The sequence below is a fragment of the Jiangella rhizosphaerae genome (assembly GCF_003579925.1).
GTDB classification, from domain to species: Bacteria; Actinomycetota; Actinomycetes; order Jiangellales; family Jiangellaceae; genus Jiangella; species Jiangella rhizosphaerae.
Window position 1 is genome coordinate 1 of record NZ_QUAL01000166.1, and the last position, 19,940, is coordinate 19,940.

Below are 19,940 nucleotides of genomic sequence, written 5' to 3' on the forward strand. Positions count from 1 at the left end.
CCCGCCGTCGCGGAGCCGGTGACGACGCCTCCGCCGGCCACTCAGCCGCCGGTCCACCCGCCCACCGACGGCGCGCCGCCGGACCTCCCGCCCGACGACCTGCCGCCGGGCACCGTCCCGCCCCCGCCGGTCGAGGCGCCGCCCGCGCCCACCGACCCCGAGAGCGCCTATGCGCAGGGTCTCGAGGGTGCCCAGACGGTCGCCGTCGCCGAGGCGCAGCGGCTGCTCGCCCAGGTCATGGCCGACCTCAGCTCGGCCCAGGAGGTCTTCGCCGCGGCCTCCGCGGCCGCCGACGACGCCCGCGCCAACGACGTCCACGCCAAGCAGCAGCTGAAGATCGCCACCGAGTCCGTCGCCCGCACGCAACGCGAGATCGACGAGCTCGACGCCCGCGCCGACGCCACGCGCAACACCATCGGCACCATCGCCCGCGAGGCCTACCAGGGCAACAACCTCGCGGCCATGGGCGTCGTCCTCGGTGCCGAGACACCCGACGACCTCGCCTCCCGCTACATGGGCATGCGCACGCTGATGCGCACGGCCGACGGCGCGCTCGGCGAGATGGCCAACACCCAGGCCGAACTGGCCGACGCGCACGCCCGGCTGGAGGGGCAGCGGCTGCAGCTGCAGACGGTGGCCGATCAGGCCGGCCGGTCGCTGGCCGCGCTCGAGACCGCCGAGGCGGCGGCGCTCGCGGCCCGCCAGGTGGTCGACAACACGCAGACGCTGGTCGAGGCGGCGCTGCAGTCGGCCGCCGACGCCCGCCTGCAGGACTACCAGCGGTACATGGAGCTGCTGCAGCAGTCCACCGAGGTCGGCGAGCTGCTGGCCACCGTGAACTACGGGCCGGGCTACGGCACCGGCTCGTTCATCCGGCCGGCCACCGGCCCGACGACGTCTGAGTACGGCCAGCGGCTGCACCCCATCCTGGGCTACGTGAAGATGCACACCGGCCTCGACTTCGGCCGCGGCGACGGCCGCATCTACGCCGCCGACGCCGGCACGGTCGTCGAGGCCCGGTGGAACAACGCCTACGGCAACATGGTCATCGTCGACCACGGCATCGTGAACGGCCAGCGGCTCACCACGATGTACGCCCACCAGTCCGACCTCATGGTCGCGCCCGGCCAGCGGGTCGAGAAGGGCCAGTACATCGGCAACATCGGCTCGACCGGCTACTCCACCGGGCCGCATTTGCACTTCGAGGTGCGCCTCGACGGCCAGCACACCGACCCGTGGCCGTGGATCGCCAACGCCCCGCTCCCCGGCGGCGCGTCCTAGCCGACGATGTTCGTCGATGAGCGCGTACGTCACCACGACGACGCGAGCCTCGACACGGTTGTAGGCGTGGTGAGGCTCGGGTATTCGTGGTGATGGCCCACCAAACGCGGTGAAATCTCAGCATGTGGACACCGCGCCACCCACCGGAGCCCCTTCAATAGCCGACGCGGCAGCCCCGGGCCGACAAGCGGCATCCGAGCTGCCTCAGCTCAGAGCGGCGGCGTCTGCCAGTACGCGGTCCAGGGCGGCCAGGCCGGCCGGGAGCCAGCTGGGCTTGCCGCCGTACCGGCCCTCCTCCCCCGCCCGCCCGACGATGATCAGCCCGAGCGACGTGCGCACCGTCCAGCCGCGCGCCCGCCGGATGGTAGCGTCGTCGACCTCGCCGTAGGCCCGGAGGAACCGCGCCGCCGCGCCCGGTCGGCAGCAGCGTCCAGGCCGCCGCCAGATCCGTCGCCGGGTCGCCGGCGCACAGCTCGCCGAAGTCGAGCACGCCGGCCAGCGTCCCGTCGGCGACGGTGACGTTCGCCGGGTGCAGGTCGCCGTGCAGCCAGGCCGGCGGGCCGGTCCAGGCCGGCGCCGCGACCGCGTCGGCCCACACGGCGCGGGCCGCGGAGCGCTGAGCCGGCGGGACGAGCGTGCCGATGCCCTCGTCCGTCGCGTCGGCGAGCCGCTCGAGTGAGACGCCGCGATCCGGGCTGTCCCGCGCGTCCGCCGGCGCGGGCCGGTGCAGCGCGCGCAGGAAGCCGGCCAGCGCGTCGGCGGCGTCCTCGCGCGTGGCCGGGGCACGGTCGGCGGGCTCGCCGCCGACCCAAGTGGTGACGGGTCCACGGCTGCGGAAAGAGCTCGGACGGCTCGCCCAGCCGCAGCGGCGTCGGCACCGGCAGCGGGAGCACCTCGGCCAGCGACGGCACCCACCGGTACTCTTTGCGCAGCAGCTCCGGACCCCGCTCGGTGCACGGGATCCGCACGGCCAGCCCGTCCCCGAGCCGCCACAGCTCGTTGTCCCAGCCCTTCGCGGCGAACCGGACCGGTAGGCCGGCCAGGTCGGGGTGCTGCTCGCGCAGCAGCGTCCGCACCAGGTCCTCGTCGATCACGCGCTCCACGTCCCGGTCGCCAGCATCGCGAACGTGAACAGGCCCAGCGCGATGCGGTAGACGATGAACGGGACGAACGAGCGCTTCTCCAGCCACGACATCAGCCAGGCGATGACGCCGAAGCCGACGACGAACGCGACGATGGTCGCCAGGATCGTCGGGCCGGCGCCGTAGACCGACCCCTCCTCCATCGCGCTCGGCCACTCGAAGATGCCCGAGCCGAGCACCGCCGGGATGGCGAGCAGGAACGCGAACCGCGCCGCCGCCCTGCGGTCCAGGCCGAGGAACAGGCCCATGCTGATCGAGGCGCCGGACCGCGACACGCCCGGGATCAGCGCCAGCGCCTGCGCGCACCCGATGAGGACGGCGTCCTTGTAGGTGAGGTCGGCGGCCGTGCGCTCCTTGCGGCCGACGCGGTCGGCGACGCCCAGGATGACGCCGAGGACGACGAGCGTGGTCGCGATGATCCACAGGGAGCGGAAGTCGTCCTCGATGACGTCCTTCAGCAGGTAGCCCAGCGCACCGATCGGGATCGTGCCGATGATCACGAACCAGCCCATGCGGGCGTCCTGCGGGTCGTACGTCGCCCGCCGGCGCCGGCCGCCGGAGCTCGAGCCCAGGGAGCGGAACCAGGCGCTGACGATGCGGCCGATGTCGCGCGCGAAGTACAGGATGACGGCTGACTCGGTGCCGATCTGCGTGACGGCGGTGAACGCCGCGCCGGGGTCCTCCCAGCCGAACAGCTCCGGATAGATGCGCAGGTGGGCGCTGGACGAGATGGGCAGGAACTCGGTCAGGCCCTGCAGCACGCCCAGGACGACGGCGTGGAACCACTCCATGTGTGCGTTCGACTCCCCTACGACCCGGTCAGGATGCCAGTCCGGCGGCGTCCAGCGCCTCCGCGACGGTGCGCAGCGCCGCCACGCGGGCCTCCAGCGGCCCGGCGTGCGCCGCGACGGACAGCGTCGTCACGCCCGACTCGGCGTAGGCGTGCAGGCGGTCGCGGATGCGCTCCGGCGGGCCGATCAGCGCCGTCCGGTCGACGAACTCCAGCGGGACGGCGGCCGCGGCCTCGCGGTGCTTGCGGTCGAGGAAGAGGTCCTGGACGGTGCGCGCGGCGTCGCCGAAGCCCATGCGGACGGCGAGCGCGTTGTAGAAGTTCTGCTGCCGGCTGCCCATGCCGCCGAGGTAGAGCGCGGAGTAGGCGCGGACGGGCTCGGCGCAGGCCTCGAGGTCGTCGCCGACGGACACCGGGACGGTCGGCACGACGTCGAAGCCGTCCATCGTCGCGCCGGCCTTGTCGCGCCCGGCGCGGATGAGGTCCAGCGACTCCGCGGCGTGCTCCGGCGCGAAGAAGACACCGAGCCAGCCGTCGGCGATCTGCCCGGTCAGCTCGAGGTTCCGCGGCCCGATCGAGGCCAGGTACACCGGGATCGACGGCCGCGCCGGGTGCACGGTCAGCTGCAGCGCCTTGCCGGGACCGTCGGGCAGCGGCAGCCGCCAGTGCTCGCCGTCGTAGGTCAGCCGCTGCCGCGACAGCGCGAGCCGGACGATGTCGACGTACTCGCGCGTGCGGGCCAGCGGGTGGTCGAACCGGACGCCGTGCCAGCCCTCGGAGACCTGCGGGCCGGAGACGCCGAGGCCGAGGCGGAACCGGCCGCCGGACAGGCTGTCGAGCGTGGCCGCCGTCATCGCCGTCGCGGCCGGGGTGCGGGCGGGGATCTGCATGACGGCGCTGCCGACGTCGACGTGCTCGGTCTGCGCGGCCACCCAGGCGAGCACCGTGGGCGCGTCGGACCCGTACGCCTCGGCCGCCCACACCACGGAGTAGCCGAGCCGGTCGGCCTCCCTGGCCAGCGCCAGGTTCAGGTGGTTGTCGCCACCGCCCCAGTAGCCCAGGTTCAGCCCGAGCCGCATCCGTCACCTCCCGCGAGACGCTCCGGGCGACTCTACCCGTCGGCGATCCGCGACCCGCGCCCGCGCCGCACCCGGTAGCCTCACCGCGTGGAACAGCGACGACTCGGGGGAAGCGGGCTGTACGTCTCGCGGCTGGGGCTCGGCACCATGACGTGGGGACGCGACACCGACCAGCACGACGCGCGGGAGCAGTTGAAGGCGTTCGCCGACGCCGGCGGCACGCTGCTCGACACCGCCGCGTCGTACGGCAACGGCGAGAGCGAGCGGCTCATCGGCGCGCTCCTGGACAGCGCGGTGTCGCGGGCGAACCTGCTGATCGCGACGAAGGCGGGCGGGTCGCGGCCGGGCGGCGGCGGCCGGGCCGACGTGTCGCGCAAGGGCCTGCTCGACCAGCTCGACGACTCCCTCGACCGCCTCGACCTCGACTACATCGACCTCTGGCAGGTCGACGCGTGGAGCGACGCCGCGCCGATGGAGGAGACCCTGGGCGCGCTGGAGCACGCCGTCACGACCGGGCGGGCCCGCTACGCCGGCGTCTCCAACTACTCCGGCTGGCAGACGGCGGCCGCCGCCGTCCACCAGCGGGCGGTCGCCGGGGTGCAGGCGCCGCTGGTGTCCACTCAGGTCGAGTACTCGCTGCTGGAGCGCGGGGTCGAGCGCGAGGTGCTGCCCGCCGCCGAGCGGTTCGGGCTCGGCGTGCTCGCGTGGTCGCCGCTGGGGCGGGGCGTGCTGACCGGCAAGTACCGCAGCGGCACCCCGGCCGACTCCCGCGCCGCCACGACGCACTTCGCGCCGTTCGTCGACAAGTACCTCGACGCCCGCTCGGCGAAGATCGTCGACGCCGTCTGCACCGCCGCCGACGGTCTCGACGCGCTGCCGCTGGAGGTGGCGCTGACGTGGGTGCGCGACCGTCCCGGCGTGGCCGCCGCGATCGTCGGCGCCCGCACGGCCGGCCAGCTGCGCGACGTCCTGGGCTCGGACGACCTCGAGCTGCCGGCCGAGATCCGGGCCGCGCTGGACGAGGTGTCCGCGATCGACGTCGGCTACCCGGAGAGCCGCGCCTGAGCGCCCCCACCCGGGGCGGCCCTCCGGGCAGGCCCTTCTCAGTACTCCCGGTCCGCGAGCGAGTACTCGCGGTCGGCGACCACCGAGTACTCGCGGTCGTCCGGGCCGGGGCCGTACTCGCGGTCCGCCACGACGGCCGGGGCCGCCGAGCCGGCGGCCGCCAGGCCGGCCAGCATCGCGGTGGCGGCCGCGACCCTCACTGTTCCACCGAGCCGCATCGCTTCCTCCTTCGCTCGACAGCGGTGCACCTACCCCGCCATTGAGCGCCCGCGCGGCTTCAGATCGGTGTCAGCGCGGCGTCATGCCTGATCAGCGTCCACGACCCGGCTCAGTCGTCGGTGTGGATGATCTCGTCGACGCGGTAGGCGAGGAGGTCCTCGTCGGCGACGCCGAACGGGTCGGTGGTGAGGGTCTCCTCGTCGGCCGGACCCAGCGCCTGCACCCACACCGTCCCGCCGCGCGGCAGCAGCCCGGCGTCCTCGGCCCGCTCGTCCAGGCCGTCGACGCCGTAGGCGTGCAGCATCTGGTAGAGCGCCCGGCCCGGGTGCGACACGTCGGCGACGGCGGACTCGTGCGGGTCCTGCGGGTACAGCTCGCCGTACGCCTCGCGACCGGCGACGATCAGCCGGTCGGTGTCGTCGATCTCGTAGTCGCGGCGGACCAGCACGCCGACCACGCCCGCCTCGGCGTCGAGGTCCTCGTACTCGAGGCTCGGCGGTTCCTCGGGGAACTCCCACGGGGTGACCTCCTCAGTCGCGTCGAAGAGGAGGTCGTCGTAGCGGTCGGCGGCGATCCGCAACTTGTTGTAAGCGGCCTGGACGACCGGGTCCGATTCACCGGTGCGCGCCAGGCAGGCGTTGAGGTGGGCTTCGAGAGCGTCGGTGAGGTCGTCGAGCGCGGCCTGCAGGCGCTCGGCGTCGTGCGGCGGCATGGTCACAGTGGACGACCGTACCCGGTCCGGCCGTGGCAAGATACGTCAATGGAATGGTCGGTGGCGAGAAGCCTCACATCCCGAGTCTCCCCGGCCACCGAGTACGAGTTCCGGCACATCTCGCTCCCCCGCACCACGTCGCGCGGTGCGGCGCGCCGCCTGCTGACCGAGCAGGCGGAGCACGGGCACTGGGAACTCGCTCGGCTGCGCCTCCACCCCGACGGCACGCGCAAGATCGTGCTCCGTCGCAAGATCATGCGGGTCCGCGCGACGCTCTGACCCGGCTGGTCAGAGCGTCGCGCGGGCACCGTCAGGCCCGGCGAGCCCGCAGCGCCAGCACCGCGCCGCCGGCCAGCAGCAGGCCGAGCGCGGTCAGCGCGACGGTCGTGCTGCTCGTGCCGGTGTCCGGCAGCTCCTCGCCGTCGTGGCCGCCCGCGCCGCCACCCGCGGCGCCGCCGTCGTCGTCGCCCGTCTCGGCCCCGTCCGCCGCNACGGTCGTGCTGCTCGTGCCGGTGTCCGGCAGCTCCTCGCCGTCGTGGCCGCCCGCGCCGCCACCCGCGGCGCCGCCGTCGTCGTCGCCCGTCTCGGCCCCGTCCGCCGCCGTCACCGTCACCACGGTCTGCGTCTCGTACGTGCCGCCGTAGCCGGAGTCGGTCAGCGTGGCGACACCCAGCTCACCGGCCGGAGCGTCGTCGTCGAGGCGCACCTGGAACGTCAGCTCCTCGGTGTCGCCGGGCACGATCACGGTGTCGCGTGTGCAGGAGATCTGCCGCGGCGACTCCTGCAGGCAGCCGAGCTCCGGCGGGATCTCACCGACCGCGAAACCGTTGACGCCGACGACGGTGGCACCGGCGGGCACCTCGACGTCCGCCTTCCGCGCGGCCGCGTCGACCGGCCCGACGTTGGTGGCCTCCATGACGATCTCGACGACCTGGCCCGGCCGGCCCGCCACCTCAGGCGTCGCGGACACGTCCAGCAGACTCGTCGTGTCGACATCGAGCCCGACCATCGCGACGTCGGAGAAGTCGCCGCCGTTGTCACCGAACACGTGCACGTGGGTGTCACCGAGCGAGGCGTAGTCGGCCGTCTCCGGCAGGCGCAGCTGGAACGTCACCTCGGTGGTCTCGCCGGCGCCCAGGGTCGCGCCCGTGTGGCACTCGGCGCGACCGACGTCCGTCAGCACGCAGCCCTCGTCCGGCCGCTCCGTCCCGTCGACGAGCTCCAACTCGGTGAGACCCGTGATGGTCACGCCTCCGCCCGCGAAGAAGTCGAGCGAGTACCCGACCATGTCGACGGCACCGGTGTTGGAGATGCGGACGGTCTGCTCGAAGGTCGTGCCGGGCGCACCTTCGAAGTCGCCCGGATCGAGGAAGGCCTCGATGACGACCTCGTCGGCGACCGCCCTGACGGTGGCCTCGGCGGCCATGATCCACCCCTCGTCGGCGGTGACGGTGAAGGTGGCCGCGCCGAGGTCACCCGACGCGTCGTCGTCCAGCGTGATCTCGAACCGGGTGTCGACGTCTTCGCCGATGGCCACCGTGTCGTTGCTGTGACACTCCAGCCGCTGCGGCGTGGCCAGCGCGCAGCCCTCGTCGGGCCGCTCGGTCCCGGGGAGGATCTCGTCGTCGACGATGCCGGTGATCGTCACGCCGTCGGGGACGGTGAAGTCGGTGCTCCAGCCGTCCATGTCCTGACCGCCCATCACGGACAGGCCCGCCATCACCTCGAGGGTGGCCCCGGGCGGGCCGGACAGGTTGTCGGCGATGGAGACGGCGAGATAGACGGGCTGCTCCTCGGCAGCCGCCGGACCGGCCAGACCGAGGGCGGTCGCCCCGATCAGGCCGGCCCCCGCAAGTGCGCGGACCGTGGCCCGCCCGATGAACCTCAAAGGGTCCCCCCAGAACTGTGCACATGAGCAGTGCGTCCGATACGTCCGGCGCAACCTACATCACGGGCAGGTATTCCAGGAAGAGGTAACTGGTTGTCATCCGAGGCGAGTGGGTCCGTTGGTCCTGCTGACGTGCGCCGGGAACGATCGCGGACATCACGAGGATTACGCGAGCCTCGACACGCTTACAGCCGTGTTGAGGCTCGGGTAATCCTGGCGCATGACCCGCGATCACGGTGAAATCTCACCATGTGGACGCTCGACGACAGCGAACTCACACCAATACGGGCCCACCCCCGGGCCCGTCGCCACGCTGCCCCCGTCCCCTGATAGCTGCCCGTGTCAGGCGAGGTCGAGGAAGCGGTCGAGGACCCGCGCCCCGAAGCGGAGCCCGTCGAGGGGGACGCGCTCGTCGACGCCGTGGAACATGCCGGCGAAGTCGAGGTCCGGCGGGAGCCGGAGCGGGGCGAAGCCGAAGTTGCGGATGCCCAGCAGGCTGAACGACTTCGCGTCGGTGCCGCCGGACAGGCAGTACGGCACCGTCCGGGCGCCGGGGTCCTCGGCCAGCAGCGCCGCGCTCATCGCGTCGACCAGCGGCCCGTCGAACGACGTCTCGACGGCGATGTCGTGCACCAGCGACTCGCGCTGCACGTTCGGGCCGAGGATCGCGTCGAGCGTGGCCGCGTACTCCTCCTCCTGACCGGGCAGGAACCGTCCGTCGACGTACGCCTCGGCCCGGCCGGGGATGACGTTGTGCTTGTAACCGGCCTTGAGCATGGTCGGGTTGGTGCTGTTGCGCAGCGTGGCGCCGACGATGCGGCCGAGGTTGCCGAGCTTGTCCAGCAGCGCCTCGGGGTCGTCGGGGTCGAACTCGACACCGAAGGCCTGGCCCGCCTCCTCGAGGAACGACCGCACCGTGGGCGTCAGCCGCACCGGCCACTGGTACCGGCCGAGCCGGGCCACCGCCTCGGCCAGCTCGGTGACGGCGTTGTTCGCGCTGACCATGGAGCCGTGCCCGGCGCGGCCGGTGACGGTCAGCTTCATCCAGTCGATGCCCTTCTGGGCCGTCTCGACCAGGTACAGCCGGTGGCCGTCGTCGACGGTGAGGCTGAACCCGCCGACCTCGCTGATGGCCTCCGTGGCGCCCTCGAACAGCTCGGGGCGGTGGTCGACGGCCCAGTGGGCGCCCAGCCCGCCGCCGGCCTCCTCGTCGGCGAGGAAGGCGAGGACGAGCGGACGGGCCGGGAGGCGGCCGGTGCGCAGCCGGTGCCGCACCACGGCCAGGATCATGGCGTCCATGTCCTTCATGTCGACGGCGCCGCGCCCCCACAGGCAGTCGTCGGTGATCTCGCCCGAGAACGGGTCGTGCGTCCAGTCGGCGGCGTCGGCGGGGACGACGTCGAGGTGGCCGTGCATGAGCAGCGCGTCGGACCGGCCGGGATCGGCGCCCTCGACGCGGGCGACGACGGTGGTGCGCCCCGGCTCGGACTCGAACACGACGGGGTCGAGACCGACCTCGGCGAGCTTCTCGGCCACGTACTCGGCGGCCTTGCGCTCGCCGGGGCCGCTGCTGTCGCCGAAGTTCGAGGTGTCGATGCGCAGCAGGTCGCGGCAGAGGTCGACGACCTCGGCGTCGGCGCTGCCGGCTGGCGCGGCGGGGGTCTGCGTCATCCGCCTATCCTGGCACGCCGCCAGTACTGCCGCTTGTCCTGGTCACGCACCACGACATCAGTCGGTCGGCTCGTGCGGCGACGCCTCGCTCGCACCATTCGGCGAGCGGTCTGTACCGACGACTCGGCGGTACTCGCCGCGGTGCGGGTCGCCGTCGGCCCGCCACGGGTAGCCCTGCCCGGTGAACGCCGCGGCCAGTCGCGCCGTCGCCAGGTCGGACTTCTCCCGGGCCAGCTCCGCGCCGGACCGCCCCGTCAGCACCAGCTCCTTGCCGTCGGCGAACACCGCCGTGACGTCGCCCCGGGCGATGGTGCGGGTCGTGCCGTCGCGGGTCAGCGTGACGGCGGACGGGCCGACGCCGACGCGCAGCACCTCGCCCTCCGCCGTCAGCGCCACGAGGACACCGAGCACGACCCCCGCCGCGACCGTCGCGATGGTCCCGCCCGGCTGGGGCAGCTCCGCGATCAGGCGGGCAGGGGCGGCGGCCGGGATCCATTCGGCGTCGAGGATCCACTCCGCGAGCGGCCGGACCCCCAGCCCGAGCAGGGCGCCCAGTACCGGGAAGCCGGCCCAGACGAGCACCGCCTCCCAGGCCGGGCGGCCGACCACGGTCTCGCCGCCCGGCCCGACACGGCTCACTTGACCTCCGAGCGCAACACCCGCCACAGGCCGAGCGCCAGCGGCAACGCCAGCCAGAGCGCCAGCGACGTCCCCAGCTGCGCCCACGCCTCGCCGGTCAGGTCGCCGTCGAGCAGCGGCATCGTGGTGCTGGACAGGTCGAGCCACTCGGCCGGGGTCTCGAGCGCGGAGATGGTGCTGCCGAGGATGGTCCACAGGGTCGGCAGCAGGAAGTACAGCACGATCGCCAGCGGCGTGTTCAGCAGCGCCAGACCGAACGCCGTGCCGACCAGCACGTTGACCACCTGGAACAACACCACCCGGCCCAGGCCCTCGGCGCTGAAGCTCCAGCTCGCGTCGGCGTCGGTGACGAGCGGGGCGACGACGTTGGCCAGCGCGGCCCAGGCGAGGCTCGCGACGACGACGCCGACGGCCATCAGGACCGCCGCGGACAGCTTGGCCGCGATGACCCGTTCGCGCCGCGGCTCCAGCGCGAACGTGCTCAGCGTGGTGCGCTGCGACCACTCGCCGGTGACGGCCAGGATGCCGACGACCGGCAGCAGCAGGCCGACCGGGAGCTGGGCGCCGCCGAAGAACTCGGCGAACCTGCGGTCCTCCGCGCTGCCGGTGAAGATCTGGATGAGCACCATGCCGAGCGCGGCCAGCGCGATGATCGTGAGCAGCCAGAAGCCGGCCCGGGTGTCGGTGGCCTTGCGCAGCTCGACGGCGGTGAGCCGGGCCAGCGACGGGCGGGTGGTGCGCGCGGGCCGGTGCGTGCCGGCGGCGGGCGTGGTGGCGAGGGCGGACATCAGGCGGCATCCTTCGTCGAGTCGTCGGCGTCGTGGTGGGAGGTGAGGCGGAGGAACATCTCCTCCAGCCCTCCGGAGTCGGCCCGCCGCAGCTCCAGCAGGACGACGCCGGCGGCCAGCGCGGCGCGCCCGACGGACTCGGCGTCGGCGGCGACGCTGAAGCCACCGTCGCGGGTCGGCTGGACGGAGAGACCGGCCTCGGTGAGCGCCTTCTCCAGCGTGGCGGGCTCGAGCCCGCGGACGTACAGGCCGCCGGCGTGCAGCAGCTCGTCCTTGGCGCCGTCGGCGACGATGCGGCCGTTGCCGATGACCACCAGGTGGTCGGCGACGGCCTCGACCTCGCGCAGCAGGTGCGACGAGAGCATGACGGTGCCGCCGCGGTCGGCGAAGTCGCGCAGGACGCCGCGCATCCAGAAGATGCCCTCGGGGTCCAGGCCGTTGGCCGGCTCATCGAGCATCAGCACCGAGGGGTCGCCGAGCAGCGCGTGCGCGAGGCCGAGCCGCTGGCGCATGCCGAGCGAGTAGTTGCCGACGCGGCGCTTCTCCGCCGGCCCGGCCAGGCCGACCAGCTCGAGCATGGCGTCGACCCGCTTCCGGCCCACGCCGAGCAGCTGGGCGGACAGCGACAGGATCTCGCGGCCGGTGCGGCCGGAGTGCTGGGCCGACGCGTCCAGCAGGACGCCGATGTGCCGGCCCGGGTTGGGCAGGTCGCGGAACGCGACGCCGTTGACGGTGGCGGTGCCGGACGAGGGCGGGGTCAGGCCGCTGATCATCCGCATCGTTGTGGACTTCCCGGCGCCGTTCGGGCCGAGGAAGCCGGTGACGGTGCCGGGGACGCAGGTGAACGACACGTCGTTCACGGCGGTGAACGCGCCGTACCGCTTCGTCAGGTGCTCGACAGTGATCATGGCATCCACTCTGGCCGCGACGCCCGGCCCCGCGCGTCGGCCCGAAGGCTGCCGCCGTCCGACCAAGGTCTAGGGCGGCATCGACCTTCGTCGCTACCCGTCCGGGCCGATCGGCTCGTAGCGTGGTGTGCCATGACGACCCATGCGCCGGGCCCGGCGGCCAGCAGCCCGGAGCTGCCGGCGCTGCTCCCGGGCATGCTGCTGGCCGACCCCGACGACGACCCGGCGCGGCGCGGCCGGGTGCGGCGGTCGGTGCGCGACTGGATCGTCGACACGCTCTGCTTCGTCATCGCGATCCTCGTCGGCCTGATGACCTATGACGCCGCGATGCAGAACGACCCGCCGGAGCTGGTCCAGCTGGTCGACCTGATCGTCGGCGCGCTCGCCTGCCTGACGCTGTGGTGGCGGCGTCGCTGGCCGGTTCAGCTCGCCGTCGTGCTCGCACTGCTCGCCATCGGGGTGTCGTCGGCCGCGGGCGCCGGGGTCATCCTCATGTTCACCGTCGCCGTGCATCGTCGCTGGGCGGTCGCCCTCGCGGTCGGCGCCCTCAACGTCGTCTCCGGTCTGCTGTTCTACCGGGTCTATCCGGACCCGGCGCTGTCGTTCCGGTGGGCGGCGCTGCTCACCGTGCTGGTCGTCTCCGCCGTCACGCTCTGGGGCATGCTCGTCCGTTCGCGCCGGCAGCTCGTGCTGTCGCTGCGCGAGCGGGCGCACCAGGCCGAGGCCGAGGCGGCGCTGCGGGTCGAGCGGGCGCGGCACCTCGAGCGCGAGCGCATCGCCCGCGAGATGCACGACGTGCTGGCGCACCGCATCTCGCTGCTCAGCGTGCACGCCGGCGCCCTGGAGTATCGGCCCGACGCGCCGCGCGAGGACGTCGCGAACGCCGCCGGCGTCATCCGCGCCAGCGCGCACCAGGCCCTGCAGGACCTGCGCGAGATCATCGGCGTGCTGCGGGCGCCGTCGTCCGACGACGACCCCGATCGGCCGCAGCCCACGCTGGCGCAGCTGCCGGCGCTGGTCGACGAGTCGCGGCAGGCCGGCATGCGGGTCACCGTCGTCGACGAACTGGCCGGCGACGGCGCCGAGCCGCCGCCCGTCGTGGCCCGCTGCGCCTACCGCGTCGTGCAGGAGGCGCTCACCAACGTCCGCAAGCACGCACGAGGCACCGGCGTCTGCGTCATGCTGACCGGCGGGCCGGGCGGCGGGCTGGCCGTCGAGGTGCGCAACCGCATGCCCGTCGGATCCGCGGGGCGGGCCACCACGTCCGAGATCCCCGGCACCGGCACCGGGCTCATCGGGCTGGCCGAACGGGTGGGGCTGGCCGGCGGCACGCTGGAGCACGGGATCACCCGTGACGGCGACTTCCGGGTGCACGCCTGGCTACCGTGGCCGGCATGACGTCCGAGCCCGAGCCCGCGGTCACCAGGATCCTCATCGTCGACGACGACGCCCTCGTGCGCGCCGGGCTGTCGATGATGCTGGCCGGCGTGCCCGACCTCGAGATCGTCGGCGAGGCCGCGGACGGCGCCGACGTGCCCGCGATGGTGGAGTCGGCCCGGCCCGACGTCGTGCTCATGGACATCCGGATGCCGCGGGTCGACGGGCTGGCCGCGACCGAGGCGCTGCGCCGGCGCACCGACCCGCCGGAGATCGTCATCCTCACCACGTTCGACACCGACGACCACGTGCTGCGGGCGCTGCGGGCCGGTGCGACCGGGTTCCTGCTGAAGGACACGCCGCCGGCCGACATCGTCACGGCGGTCCGGCGGGCGGCGGCGGGCGAGCCGATCCTGTCGCCGTCGGTGACCCGGCAGCTCATCGCTCACGTGTCCGACGGCGACGGCGGCGGCCGGGCGCAGCGGGCGGCCAAGCAGCTGGCCGAGCTGTCCGAGCGCGAGCGGGAGGTCGCCGTCGCGATCGCCCACGGCAAGTCCAACGCCGAGATCAGCGCGGAGCTGTTCATGAGCGTCGCGACGGTGAAGGCGCACGTCTCGCGGGTGCTGACGAAGCTGAGGCTGAACAACCGCGTGCAGATCGCGCTCCTGGTCCACGACGCCGGCCTGGTCTAGCCGGCCGTCGGGGACGGCACGCACGCCGTGTCCGATTCCCGCCAGCAACCGGTCCCCGCGGGCGGCGACGCTGGAGTCATGAACGCCTACGAGTACCGCCCGATCCCCGCCGACGTCACCGCCGAGCTGCGCGAACGCGACGACGCCGGGCTCACCCGCGAGCCGTTCGCCGACGACGAGGGCGGCGCGCCGCTGCGCTGCTGCCTCACCCGCAGCGTGCCCGGCGACACGCTGGTCCTGGTGTCCTACGCGCCGCTGCGCCGGTGGGCCGCGGAGCACGGCGCCGACCCGGGCGCCTACGACGAGGTCGGCCCGGTGTTCCTGCACGCCCAGGCCTGCGCCGGCCCGCGCCACGACGGGTTCCCGGCCGAGGTCGCGTCCTCCCGCCGGGTGTTCCGCGGCTACGACAAGCGCGGCCACATCGTCGGCGGCCGCCTGGTGTCCCCCGCGCCGGGCCACGCCGAGGAGGTCGCCGCGGCCGCCCTGGACGACCTGTTCGCCGACCCGGCCGTCGAGGTCGTCCACGTGCGCGCCGTCGAGTTCGGCTGCTTCCACGCCGAGGTCCGCCGCCCGTCCTGACCGCTCCGCTTGGCACCGTCGCGAACGGGTACGTGCCCGGGCATGACGAACGCGAATGACGCGGCCGACCGGCTCGGCGACGTGCGCGAAGGCATGACGGTGGTCGACGCCCTCGGTGAGGAGCTCGGCACCGTCGCGGAAGTGAAGCTGGGCGACCCCGAAGCCGTCACCGACGCCGGCCAGGAGCCCGGCCCTGGCGGCGACGACCTCATCGGCTCCGCCGCCCGGGCGCTCTGGAGCGGCCCGGACCTGCCCGCCCAGGAGGTCGCCCGGTTGCGGCGGGTCGGCTATCTGCGAGTCGACCGGTCGCTGGCGAAGGACCTCTACGCCGCCGCCGACGAGGTCCACCGCGTCGACGGCGAGATGGTGCGGCTGTCGGTCCCCGCCGACCACCTGGTCTCCGGGTGACGTCGTCGGCGTTGGGGTTGGGTACGTCGCCGTCCCCCTGCTGCCCATTCTCTCAGCCGCGCAACCGCGCCTCAAGCGGACCATTGGGGCGCTTCGCGCCGGCGAGGACCGCTTGACCCGCGGTTTCGCGGCCAAGAACGGGCAGCTATCAGGGGGACGGGGGCAGAGCGGGGACGACTCGAGGTTGACATGCCCGTTTCGCCCTGTTTTGTCGGGCGGCGGAGCGCGATGATCATCGGCGATTGCCTACATCACGAGGATTCCGCGAGCATCACCATGGCTGTAGGCGTGTTGACGCTGGGGTAATCCTCGTGATGGCCCGCGAATCGCGGTGAAATCTCACCACGTGGACGCCCAGCGACACCAACGCCACACCGAAACGGGCCCAGAGGCCTGGCACCGTCGCCGCTCTTCCCCCGTCCCTCTGATAGCTGCCCGTTCTTAGCCGCGTGCGCGCGGGTCAAGCGGTCATCGTCGGCGCGAAGCGCCCAATAGTCCGCTTGAGGCGCGCGCCCGCGGCCAAGACAATCGGGCAGCAGGGGGACGGCCCCAACGCAGCGGGGGGGGACGGGCCCAACGCCGAAACGACCCGGCCAACGCCTTCAGGCAGACACCCGCCCGGCCACCCGATGCCGGAAGAGCCGCCACGTCAGCACCTGACCGATCAGCAGCAACGGCAGCATGGCGGCGACCGCCGGCACGAGCAGTCGCAGCGTGGCGTCGTCGGCGGCCGAGGCGGCGAAGTCCAGCCGGGCGCCGGCGGCGAGCACCACGCCGGCCAGGGCGGCCGCCGTCACCGCGAACCGCGACCGCCCGCCGGTGCGGCCGGGCAGCCGCAGGCCGGCGAACGAGAGCCCGTGCAGCGCGAACAGCGCGACGACGACGGCGGCGAGCAGGGCCACCGCGGGGCCGCCGGCGACGTCGTCCGTCACGCCGGTCAGCAGCCCGGCCAGGATCCACGCCCAGGCGCCCGCGACCGTCCACGAGCCCAGCGTCACCGCGGCGTCGCAGATCGCGGGCCACACGCGGGCGCCGGCGCGCTCCCGCGACCACAGTCCCATGTCGCGGACGATCCACCCCGTCACCAGCGCGACGATCAGCGGGAACAGCCCCGGGAAGAGCTGCGCCTCCAGGGCGGGGAACGCGCCGATGAGCAGGCCGGCGGTCGCGACCAGCCACACCTCGTTGGCCAGGAAGAACGGGACGATCGCCGCCACGACCAGCCGCCGCCGGTCGCCGTCGCGGCCCAGGAACGGCAGCATCATGCCGACGCCGATGTCGGCGCCGCCGAGCATGAAGTAGCCGAGGGCGAAGAACCCGAGCAGCGCCGCGGCCAGTGTCTCCGTCATACCAACACCCCCTGGGTGACCGGCTCCGGTCCCGGCGCCACGGGGTCCGGGCCGCGCCGCGCCTGCCTGGCCAGCAGCCAGGTGTTGACGGCGATCAGCACGGCGAACGCGGTCACGAACGTCACGAACGAGAAGCGGATCGCCGACGGCGACAGGTCCGACACCGCGTCCTGGGTGGTCAGCAGGCCGTCGACCACCCATGGCTGGCGACCCACCTCGCGGAACACCCAGCCGGAGATCATCGCGACGTACGGCAGCGGGATCGCCGCGATCAGCGCGACGTGCCAGAGGTGCGCCGTCACGATCACCCGCCGCGACAGCGCCAGCAGCGCGTTCAGCAGCGAGAAGAAGAACATCGCCGCGTACGTCACCAGCATGAGCAGCGCGCCGACCCGCGCCGCCCCCGAGCCCTCGCTGAACTCGGCCCACTTGTGCGGCTGGATGTCCTGGATCAGCTGGAGCTGCAGCCCACCGGTGACGGCGGACCCGAACAGCGCCGGCCCCGCGATGAGCACGCCGATGCGCAGCGACCGGCCGAAGAACTCCGCCTCGGGCGTGCGCCGCAGCAGGTGCCAGGCGCTCACTCCGGCGAGGAAGAACCCGGCCGTGACGAGCGCGCCGGTCAGCACGTGCCAGAACGCGTGCAGCGTGCTCGGGTTCGTCAGCACCGCGGCGGCGTCGGTGAGCCGCAGTCCGTCGCCGCCGGGCGCCGCGCCGACGGGGTTCTGCATGAATCCGTTCGCCACCAGGATCCAGTACGCCGACGCGTACGCCGTCAGCGTCACCACCCAGATCGCGGCCAGGTGCGCCCACCGGTTCAGCTTGTCCCAGCCGAAGACCCACAGACCGAGGAACGTCGACTCGACGAAGAACGCCACCAGCGTCTCCATCGCCAGCGAGGCGCCCACGACGTTGCCGGCGAAGTGGGTCAGCCCGCTCCAGCTCAGGCCCAGCTGGAACTCCATGACCAGCCCGGTGACGATGCCCATCGCGTAGTTGATCACGTAGAGCCGGCCCCAGAACCGGGTCATCCGGGCGTGGATCGCGCTGCGCCCGACGGTGGCCCGCGTCTGCAGGACGGCGATGACGGTGGCCAGCCCGAGCGTCAGCGCGACGAAGAGGAAGTGGGCGCCCGCGGTCAGCGCGAACTGCAGGCGCGCCAGCTCCAGCACGTCCATCGTGGTTACCGCTCGCGGCCGGCGGCGACGGCGTCGGCGTCACCGTGCGTGACCCGCTCGGCCCGCTCCAGCGCGATGTGCGGCAGGATGCGGTCCAGCCAGCGCGGCAGCCACCACGCCCGCTCCCCCAGCAGGCTCATGACGGCCGGGACGATCAGGCAGCGGATGACGACGGCGTCGAGGAACACCGCGACCGCGAGGCCGAGGCCGAACTGCTGCAGCATGCGGTCCGGGCTGAGCAGGAACGCCCCGAACACCACGACCATGATCGCCGCGGCCGCCGTGATCACCCCGCCGGTCGTGGCCAGGCCCTCGCGGACGGCGCGGACGGCGTTGCCGGACCGGCGCCACTCCTCGTGCATGCGCGACACCAGGAAGACCTCGTAGTCCATCGACAGGCCGAACACGATCGCGAAGATCATCACCGGGACGAACGCCTCGACCGGGCCGGCCGGCACGCCGAACAGCCCCTCGCCGAACACCAGCGTCACCACACCCAGCGACGCGCCGATGCTCAGCAGGTTCAGCACGGCCGCCTTCACCGGCACCCAGACCGACCGGAACACCGCCATGAGCAGCAGCGCGGACAGGCCGACCACGACGGCCACGAACAGCGGCAGGCGGTCGCTGACGGCGGCGGAGAAGTCCTCCGCGGCGGCCGTCGACCCGCCGACCAGGTACGTGGCGCCCGTCTCCGACTCCAGCGGCGGGAGGACGTCGTCGCGCAGGTGGTGGACGAGCTCGGCGGTCTCGGCGTCCTGCGGCGCGGAGTCGGGGAACATGACGACCAGCGCCAGGTCGGTGCCGGGCAGCGGCTGCGGCGGCACGACGCCGGCGACGCCGTCGGTCTCCTCCAGCGCCGACGCCAGCGCGGCGCCGCCGTCGGACGAGCCCTCGGCCAGCACGATCAGCGGCCCGTTGAAGCCTGGGCCGAAGCCCTCGGCGAGCAGGTCGTAGGCCTGCCGGCTGGTCGCGGACGTCGCCTCGTTGCCGGCGTCGGCGAACCCGAGCCGCATGCCCAGCGCGGGCGCGGACAGGGCGAGCAGGACGGCGACCGCGGCGACCAGCGGCGGCAGCGGCCGGCGCCGGACCGCGTCGGCGAGGCGCCGCCACCGGGCGCCGGGCTGCCGCTTCGACCGCTGCGCGTGGGCGAGGATGCGCTTCTCGATCCGCTTGCCGAACACCGTCAGCAGCGACGGCAGCAGGGTCAGCGAGGCGAGCATGGTGACGAGCACGGTCAGCGCGACGGCCAGCGCCACGCCCTGCAGCGAGCCGAGGCCCAGCGCGAACAGGCCGAGCAGCGCGATGATCACGGTCGTGCCGGCGAAGATCACCGAGCGGCCGGCGGTGTCCAGCGCGGTCCGGGCGGCCTGCTGCCGGTCGGCGCCGGCCAGCAGCTCCGAGCGGTAGCGGGCGAACACCAGCAGCGCGTAGTCGATGCCGACACCGAGGCCGACCAGCATCATCAGCGGCGCCGTGTACGTCGCGATCGTCACGACGTTGGAGAGCAGCACGATCACGCCCAGCGTCGAACCGACCGCGAACACGGCGGTGATCAGCGGCAGCGTCGCGGCCAGGAACGAGCCGAACATGAAGACGAGGATCACCAGCGCCGCCAGCATGCCGGCGCCCTCGGCCGCCCCGCCCTCGGACTCCTCGGCGCCGCGGACGGCGTCGCCGCCCAGCTCGACGGCGAGCCCGTCGCCGGACGCGGCCTGCGCGGTGTCGATGATGTCGCGGACGGCGTCGGCCGGCACGTCCGCGGCGGTGCCGTCCAGCGTGACCGTCGCGTAGGCGATGGTGCCGTCCTCCGACATCGTCCCCGGGGTCTGGAACGGGTCGGCGACGTGCACGACGTGCGGCAGCGTGCTCAGCTCGCCCAGCATGGGCTCGATGCGCTCGCGCTGAGCCTCGACGCCGTCCTCGTCGTGCAGCACGACCTGGACGGAGTCGCCGGCCTGCGCGGGCGCGGCGTCCTCGAGCGTGTCCGACAGCTGCTGCGACTCGGTGCCGGGCAGCGTGTGCTCGTCGTGGTAGTCGTCGCCGACGGCCTGCGACAGCACCGTGACGCCGGCCAGCACGGCCACCCACAGCCCGATGGCCAGCCAGTGGTGCCGCTGCGACCAGGCGGCGAGCCGTTCCAGCCCCATGATCCTCGTCCTCCCTCGTCCGTGC

Annotated in this window: 19 protein-coding genes and 1 pseudogene; 7 read left to right on the forward strand and 13 right to left on the reverse strand. The window is 73.5% G+C overall.

From position 1 onward, the window contains the following. Positions 1-1,281: peptidoglycan DD-metalloendopeptidase family protein (locus tag DY240_RS17465; RefSeq protein ID WP_233552775.1), on the forward strand; the 1,281-nt coding region annotated here is incomplete at its 5' end. Positions 1,282-1,485: 204 nt separating this feature from the next. On the opposite strand, the pseudogene DY240_RS34130 reads toward DY240_RS17465, so the two are convergent. From DY240_RS34130 to DY240_RS17480, 3 genes and pseudogenes are all read right to left on the reverse strand, one after another. Next, positions 1,486-2,384: pseudogene (locus DY240_RS34130) on the reverse strand (aminoglycoside phosphotransferase family protein). Beyond that, a complete protein-coding gene (locus DY240_RS17475; RefSeq protein ID WP_119661127.1) occupies positions 2,372-3,214 on the reverse strand; it encodes an undecaprenyl-diphosphate phosphatase in 843 nt (280 codons plus the stop codon). The pseudogene DY240_RS34130 and the gene DY240_RS17475 overlap by 13 nt, the downstream one beginning before the upstream one ends. A 28-nt stretch (positions 3,215-3,242) precedes the next feature. Next, the gene (locus DY240_RS17480) at positions 3,243-4,292 is read right to left on the reverse strand and encodes an LLM class F420-dependent oxidoreductase (RefSeq protein WP_119661128.1); all 1,050 of its coding nucleotides are present in this window, start codon (positions 4,290-4,292) and stop codon (positions 3,243-3,245) included. Positions 4,293-4,379: 87 nt separating this feature from the next. Between DY240_RS17480 and DY240_RS17485 the strand changes: the two genes are divergently transcribed. After that, complete coding sequence (locus DY240_RS17485; RefSeq protein ID WP_119661129.1) at positions 4,380-5,357, forward strand: aldo/keto reductase; 978 nt, start codon at positions 4,380-4,382, stop codon at positions 5,355-5,357. Positions 5,358-5,395: 38 nt separating this feature from the next. On the opposite strand, the gene DY240_RS31415 is transcribed toward DY240_RS17485, so the two are convergent. Both DY240_RS31415 and DY240_RS17490 read right to left on the reverse strand, forming a co-directional pair. Continuing rightward, on the reverse strand, positions 5,396-5,575 hold the full coding sequence (locus DY240_RS31415) for a hypothetical protein (RefSeq protein ID WP_147375375.1): 180 nt from the start codon (positions 5,573-5,575) through the stop codon (positions 5,396-5,398). A 110-nt stretch (positions 5,576-5,685) separates the two neighbouring features. Beyond that, positions 5,686-6,288, reverse strand: coding sequence for a hypothetical protein (locus DY240_RS17490; protein WP_147375376.1), 603 nt, complete (start codon positions 6,286-6,288; stop codon positions 5,686-5,688). Between the two features lie 60 nt (positions 6,289-6,348). Between DY240_RS17490 and DY240_RS17495 the strand changes: the two genes are divergently transcribed. Continuing rightward, positions 6,349-6,567 carry a DUF5703 family protein gene (locus DY240_RS17495; protein WP_233552776.1) on the forward strand — a complete coding sequence of 73 codons (219 nt, stop codon included), beginning with the start codon at positions 6,349-6,351 and terminating at the stop codon, positions 6,565-6,567. A gap of 31 nt (positions 6,568-6,598) precedes the next feature. On the opposite strand, the gene DY240_RS33385 is transcribed toward DY240_RS17495, so the two are convergent. The 5 genes from DY240_RS33385 to DY240_RS17520 form a co-directional block, all read right to left on the reverse strand. Next, a partial coding sequence (locus tag DY240_RS33385; RefSeq protein ID WP_233552777.1) for an LPXTG cell wall anchor domain-containing protein occupies positions 6,599-6,778 on the reverse strand: 180 nt, incomplete at its 5' end. A 1,740-nt stretch (positions 6,779-8,518) separates the two neighbouring features. After that, entirely contained in the window at positions 8,519-9,847 is a 1,329-nt protein-coding gene (locus DY240_RS17505) for a M20/M25/M40 family metallo-hydrolase (RefSeq protein ID WP_119661133.1), read from the reverse strand. A 57-nt stretch (positions 9,848-9,904) separates the two neighbouring features. Then, entirely contained in the window at positions 9,905-10,486 is a 582-nt protein-coding gene (locus DY240_RS17510) for a YqeB family protein (protein ID WP_119661134.1), read from the reverse strand. Beyond that, positions 10,483-11,274: an ABC transporter permease subunit gene (locus tag DY240_RS17515; RefSeq protein WP_119661135.1), complete on the reverse strand. Its 792-nt coding sequence runs from the start codon at positions 11,272-11,274 to the stop codon at positions 10,483-10,485. Before DY240_RS17515 ends, DY240_RS17510 begins: the two co-directional genes overlap by 4 nt. Further along, complete coding sequence (locus DY240_RS17520; protein WP_119661136.1) at positions 11,274-12,182, reverse strand: ABC transporter ATP-binding protein; 909 nt, start codon at positions 12,180-12,182, stop codon at positions 11,274-11,276. Before DY240_RS17520 ends, DY240_RS17515 begins: the two co-directional genes overlap by 1 nt. A 132-nt stretch (positions 12,183-12,314) precedes the next feature. Between DY240_RS17520 and DY240_RS17525 the strand changes: the two genes are divergently transcribed. The 4 genes from DY240_RS17525 to DY240_RS17540 all read left to right on the forward strand — a co-directional run bounded on the left by DY240_RS17525 (position 12,315) and on the right by DY240_RS17540 (position 15,238). Next, the gene (locus DY240_RS17525; protein ID WP_119661137.1) at positions 12,315-13,580 is read left to right on the forward strand and encodes a sensor histidine kinase; all 1,266 of its coding nucleotides are present in this window, start codon (positions 12,315-12,317) and stop codon (positions 13,578-13,580) included. Beyond that, a complete protein-coding gene (locus tag DY240_RS17530; protein WP_119661148.1) occupies positions 13,577-14,251 on the forward strand; it encodes a response regulator in 675 nt (224 codons plus the stop codon). Before DY240_RS17525 ends, DY240_RS17530 begins: the two co-directional genes overlap by 4 nt. Positions 14,252-14,329: 78 nt before the next feature. Next, entirely contained in the window at positions 14,330-14,830 is a 501-nt protein-coding gene (locus tag DY240_RS17535; RefSeq protein WP_119661138.1) for a DUF1203 domain-containing protein, read from the forward strand. Between the two features lie 42 nt (positions 14,831-14,872). Continuing rightward, the gene (locus DY240_RS17540; RefSeq protein ID WP_119661139.1) at positions 14,873-15,238 is read left to right on the forward strand and encodes a hypothetical protein; all 366 of its coding nucleotides are present in this window, start codon (positions 14,873-14,875) and stop codon (positions 15,236-15,238) included. Between the two features lie 602 nt (positions 15,239-15,840). Here DY240_RS17540 and DY240_RS17545 read toward each other — a convergent pair. Genes DY240_RS17545 through DY240_RS17555 form a run of 3 tightly spaced genes read right to left on the reverse strand, consistent with a single transcriptional unit; the run spans position 15,841 to position 19,915 of the window. Beyond that, positions 15,841-16,587 carry a cytochrome d ubiquinol oxidase subunit II gene (locus DY240_RS17545; protein ID WP_119661140.1) on the reverse strand — a complete coding sequence of 249 codons (747 nt, stop codon included), beginning with the start codon at positions 16,585-16,587 and terminating at the stop codon, positions 15,841-15,843. Beyond that, on the reverse strand, positions 16,584-17,765 hold the full coding sequence (locus tag DY240_RS17550; RefSeq protein WP_119661141.1) for a cytochrome ubiquinol oxidase subunit I: 1,182 nt from the start codon (positions 17,763-17,765) through the stop codon (positions 16,584-16,586). The genes DY240_RS17545 and DY240_RS17550 overlap by 4 nt, the downstream gene beginning before the upstream one ends. Positions 17,766-17,770: 5 nt before the next feature. Next, positions 17,771-19,915, reverse strand: a complete 2,145-nt coding sequence (locus DY240_RS17555) for an MMPL family transporter (protein WP_199701681.1) — start codon at positions 19,913-19,915, stop codon at positions 17,771-17,773. Positions 19,916-19,940 lie beyond the last annotated feature (25 nt).

Bases quoted from the DNA above. Each gene is read 5' to 3' on its own strand.
- DY240_RS17535 (WP_119661138.1), top strand. From the start codon at position 14,330: ATGAACGCCTACGAGTACCGCCCGATCCCCGCCGACGTCACCGCCGAG.
- DY240_RS31415 (WP_147375375.1), bottom strand. From the start codon at position 5,575: ATGCGGCTCGGTGGAACAGTGAGGGTCGCGGCCGCCACCGCGATGCTG.
- DY240_RS17545 (WP_119661140.1), bottom strand. From the start codon at position 16,587: ATGACGGAGACACTGGCCGCGGCGCTGCTCGGGTTCTTCGCCCTCGGC.
- DY240_RS17530 (WP_119661148.1), top strand. From the start codon at position 13,577: ATGACGTCCGAGCCCGAGCCCGCGGTCACCAGGATCCTCATCGTCGAC.
- DY240_RS17515 (WP_119661135.1), bottom strand. From the start codon at position 11,274: ATGTCCGCCCTCGCCACCACGCCCGCCGCCGGCACGCACCGGCCCGCG.
- DY240_RS17555 (WP_199701681.1), bottom strand. From the start codon at position 19,915: ATGGGGCTGGAACGGCTCGCCGCCTGGTCGCAGCGGCACCACTGGCTG.
- DY240_RS17550 (WP_119661141.1), bottom strand. From the start codon at position 17,765: ATGGACGTGCTGGAGCTGGCGCGCCTGCAGTTCGCGCTGACCGCGGGC.
- DY240_RS17505 (WP_119661133.1), bottom strand. From the start codon at position 9,847: ATGACGCAGACCCCCGCCGCGCCAGCCGGCAGCGCCGACGCCGAGGTC.
- DY240_RS17490 (WP_147375376.1), bottom strand. From the start codon at position 6,288: ATGCCGCCGCACGACGCCGAGCGCCTGCAGGCCGCGCTCGACGACCTC.
- DY240_RS17540 (WP_119661139.1), top strand. From the start codon at position 14,873: ATGACGAACGCGAATGACGCGGCCGACCGGCTCGGCGACGTGCGCGAA.
- DY240_RS17520 (WP_119661136.1), bottom strand. From the start codon at position 12,182: ATGATCACTGTCGAGCACCTGACGAAGCGGTACGGCGCGTTCACCGCC.
- DY240_RS17525 (WP_119661137.1), top strand. From the start codon at position 12,315: ATGACGACCCATGCGCCGGGCCCGGCGGCCAGCAGCCCGGAGCTGCCG.
- DY240_RS17480 (WP_119661128.1), bottom strand. From the start codon at position 4,292: ATGCGGCTCGGGCTGAACCTGGGCTACTGGGGCGGTGGCGACAACCAC.
- DY240_RS17475 (WP_119661127.1), bottom strand. From the start codon at position 3,214: ATGGAGTGGTTCCACGCCGTCGTCCTGGGCGTGCTGCAGGGCCTGACC.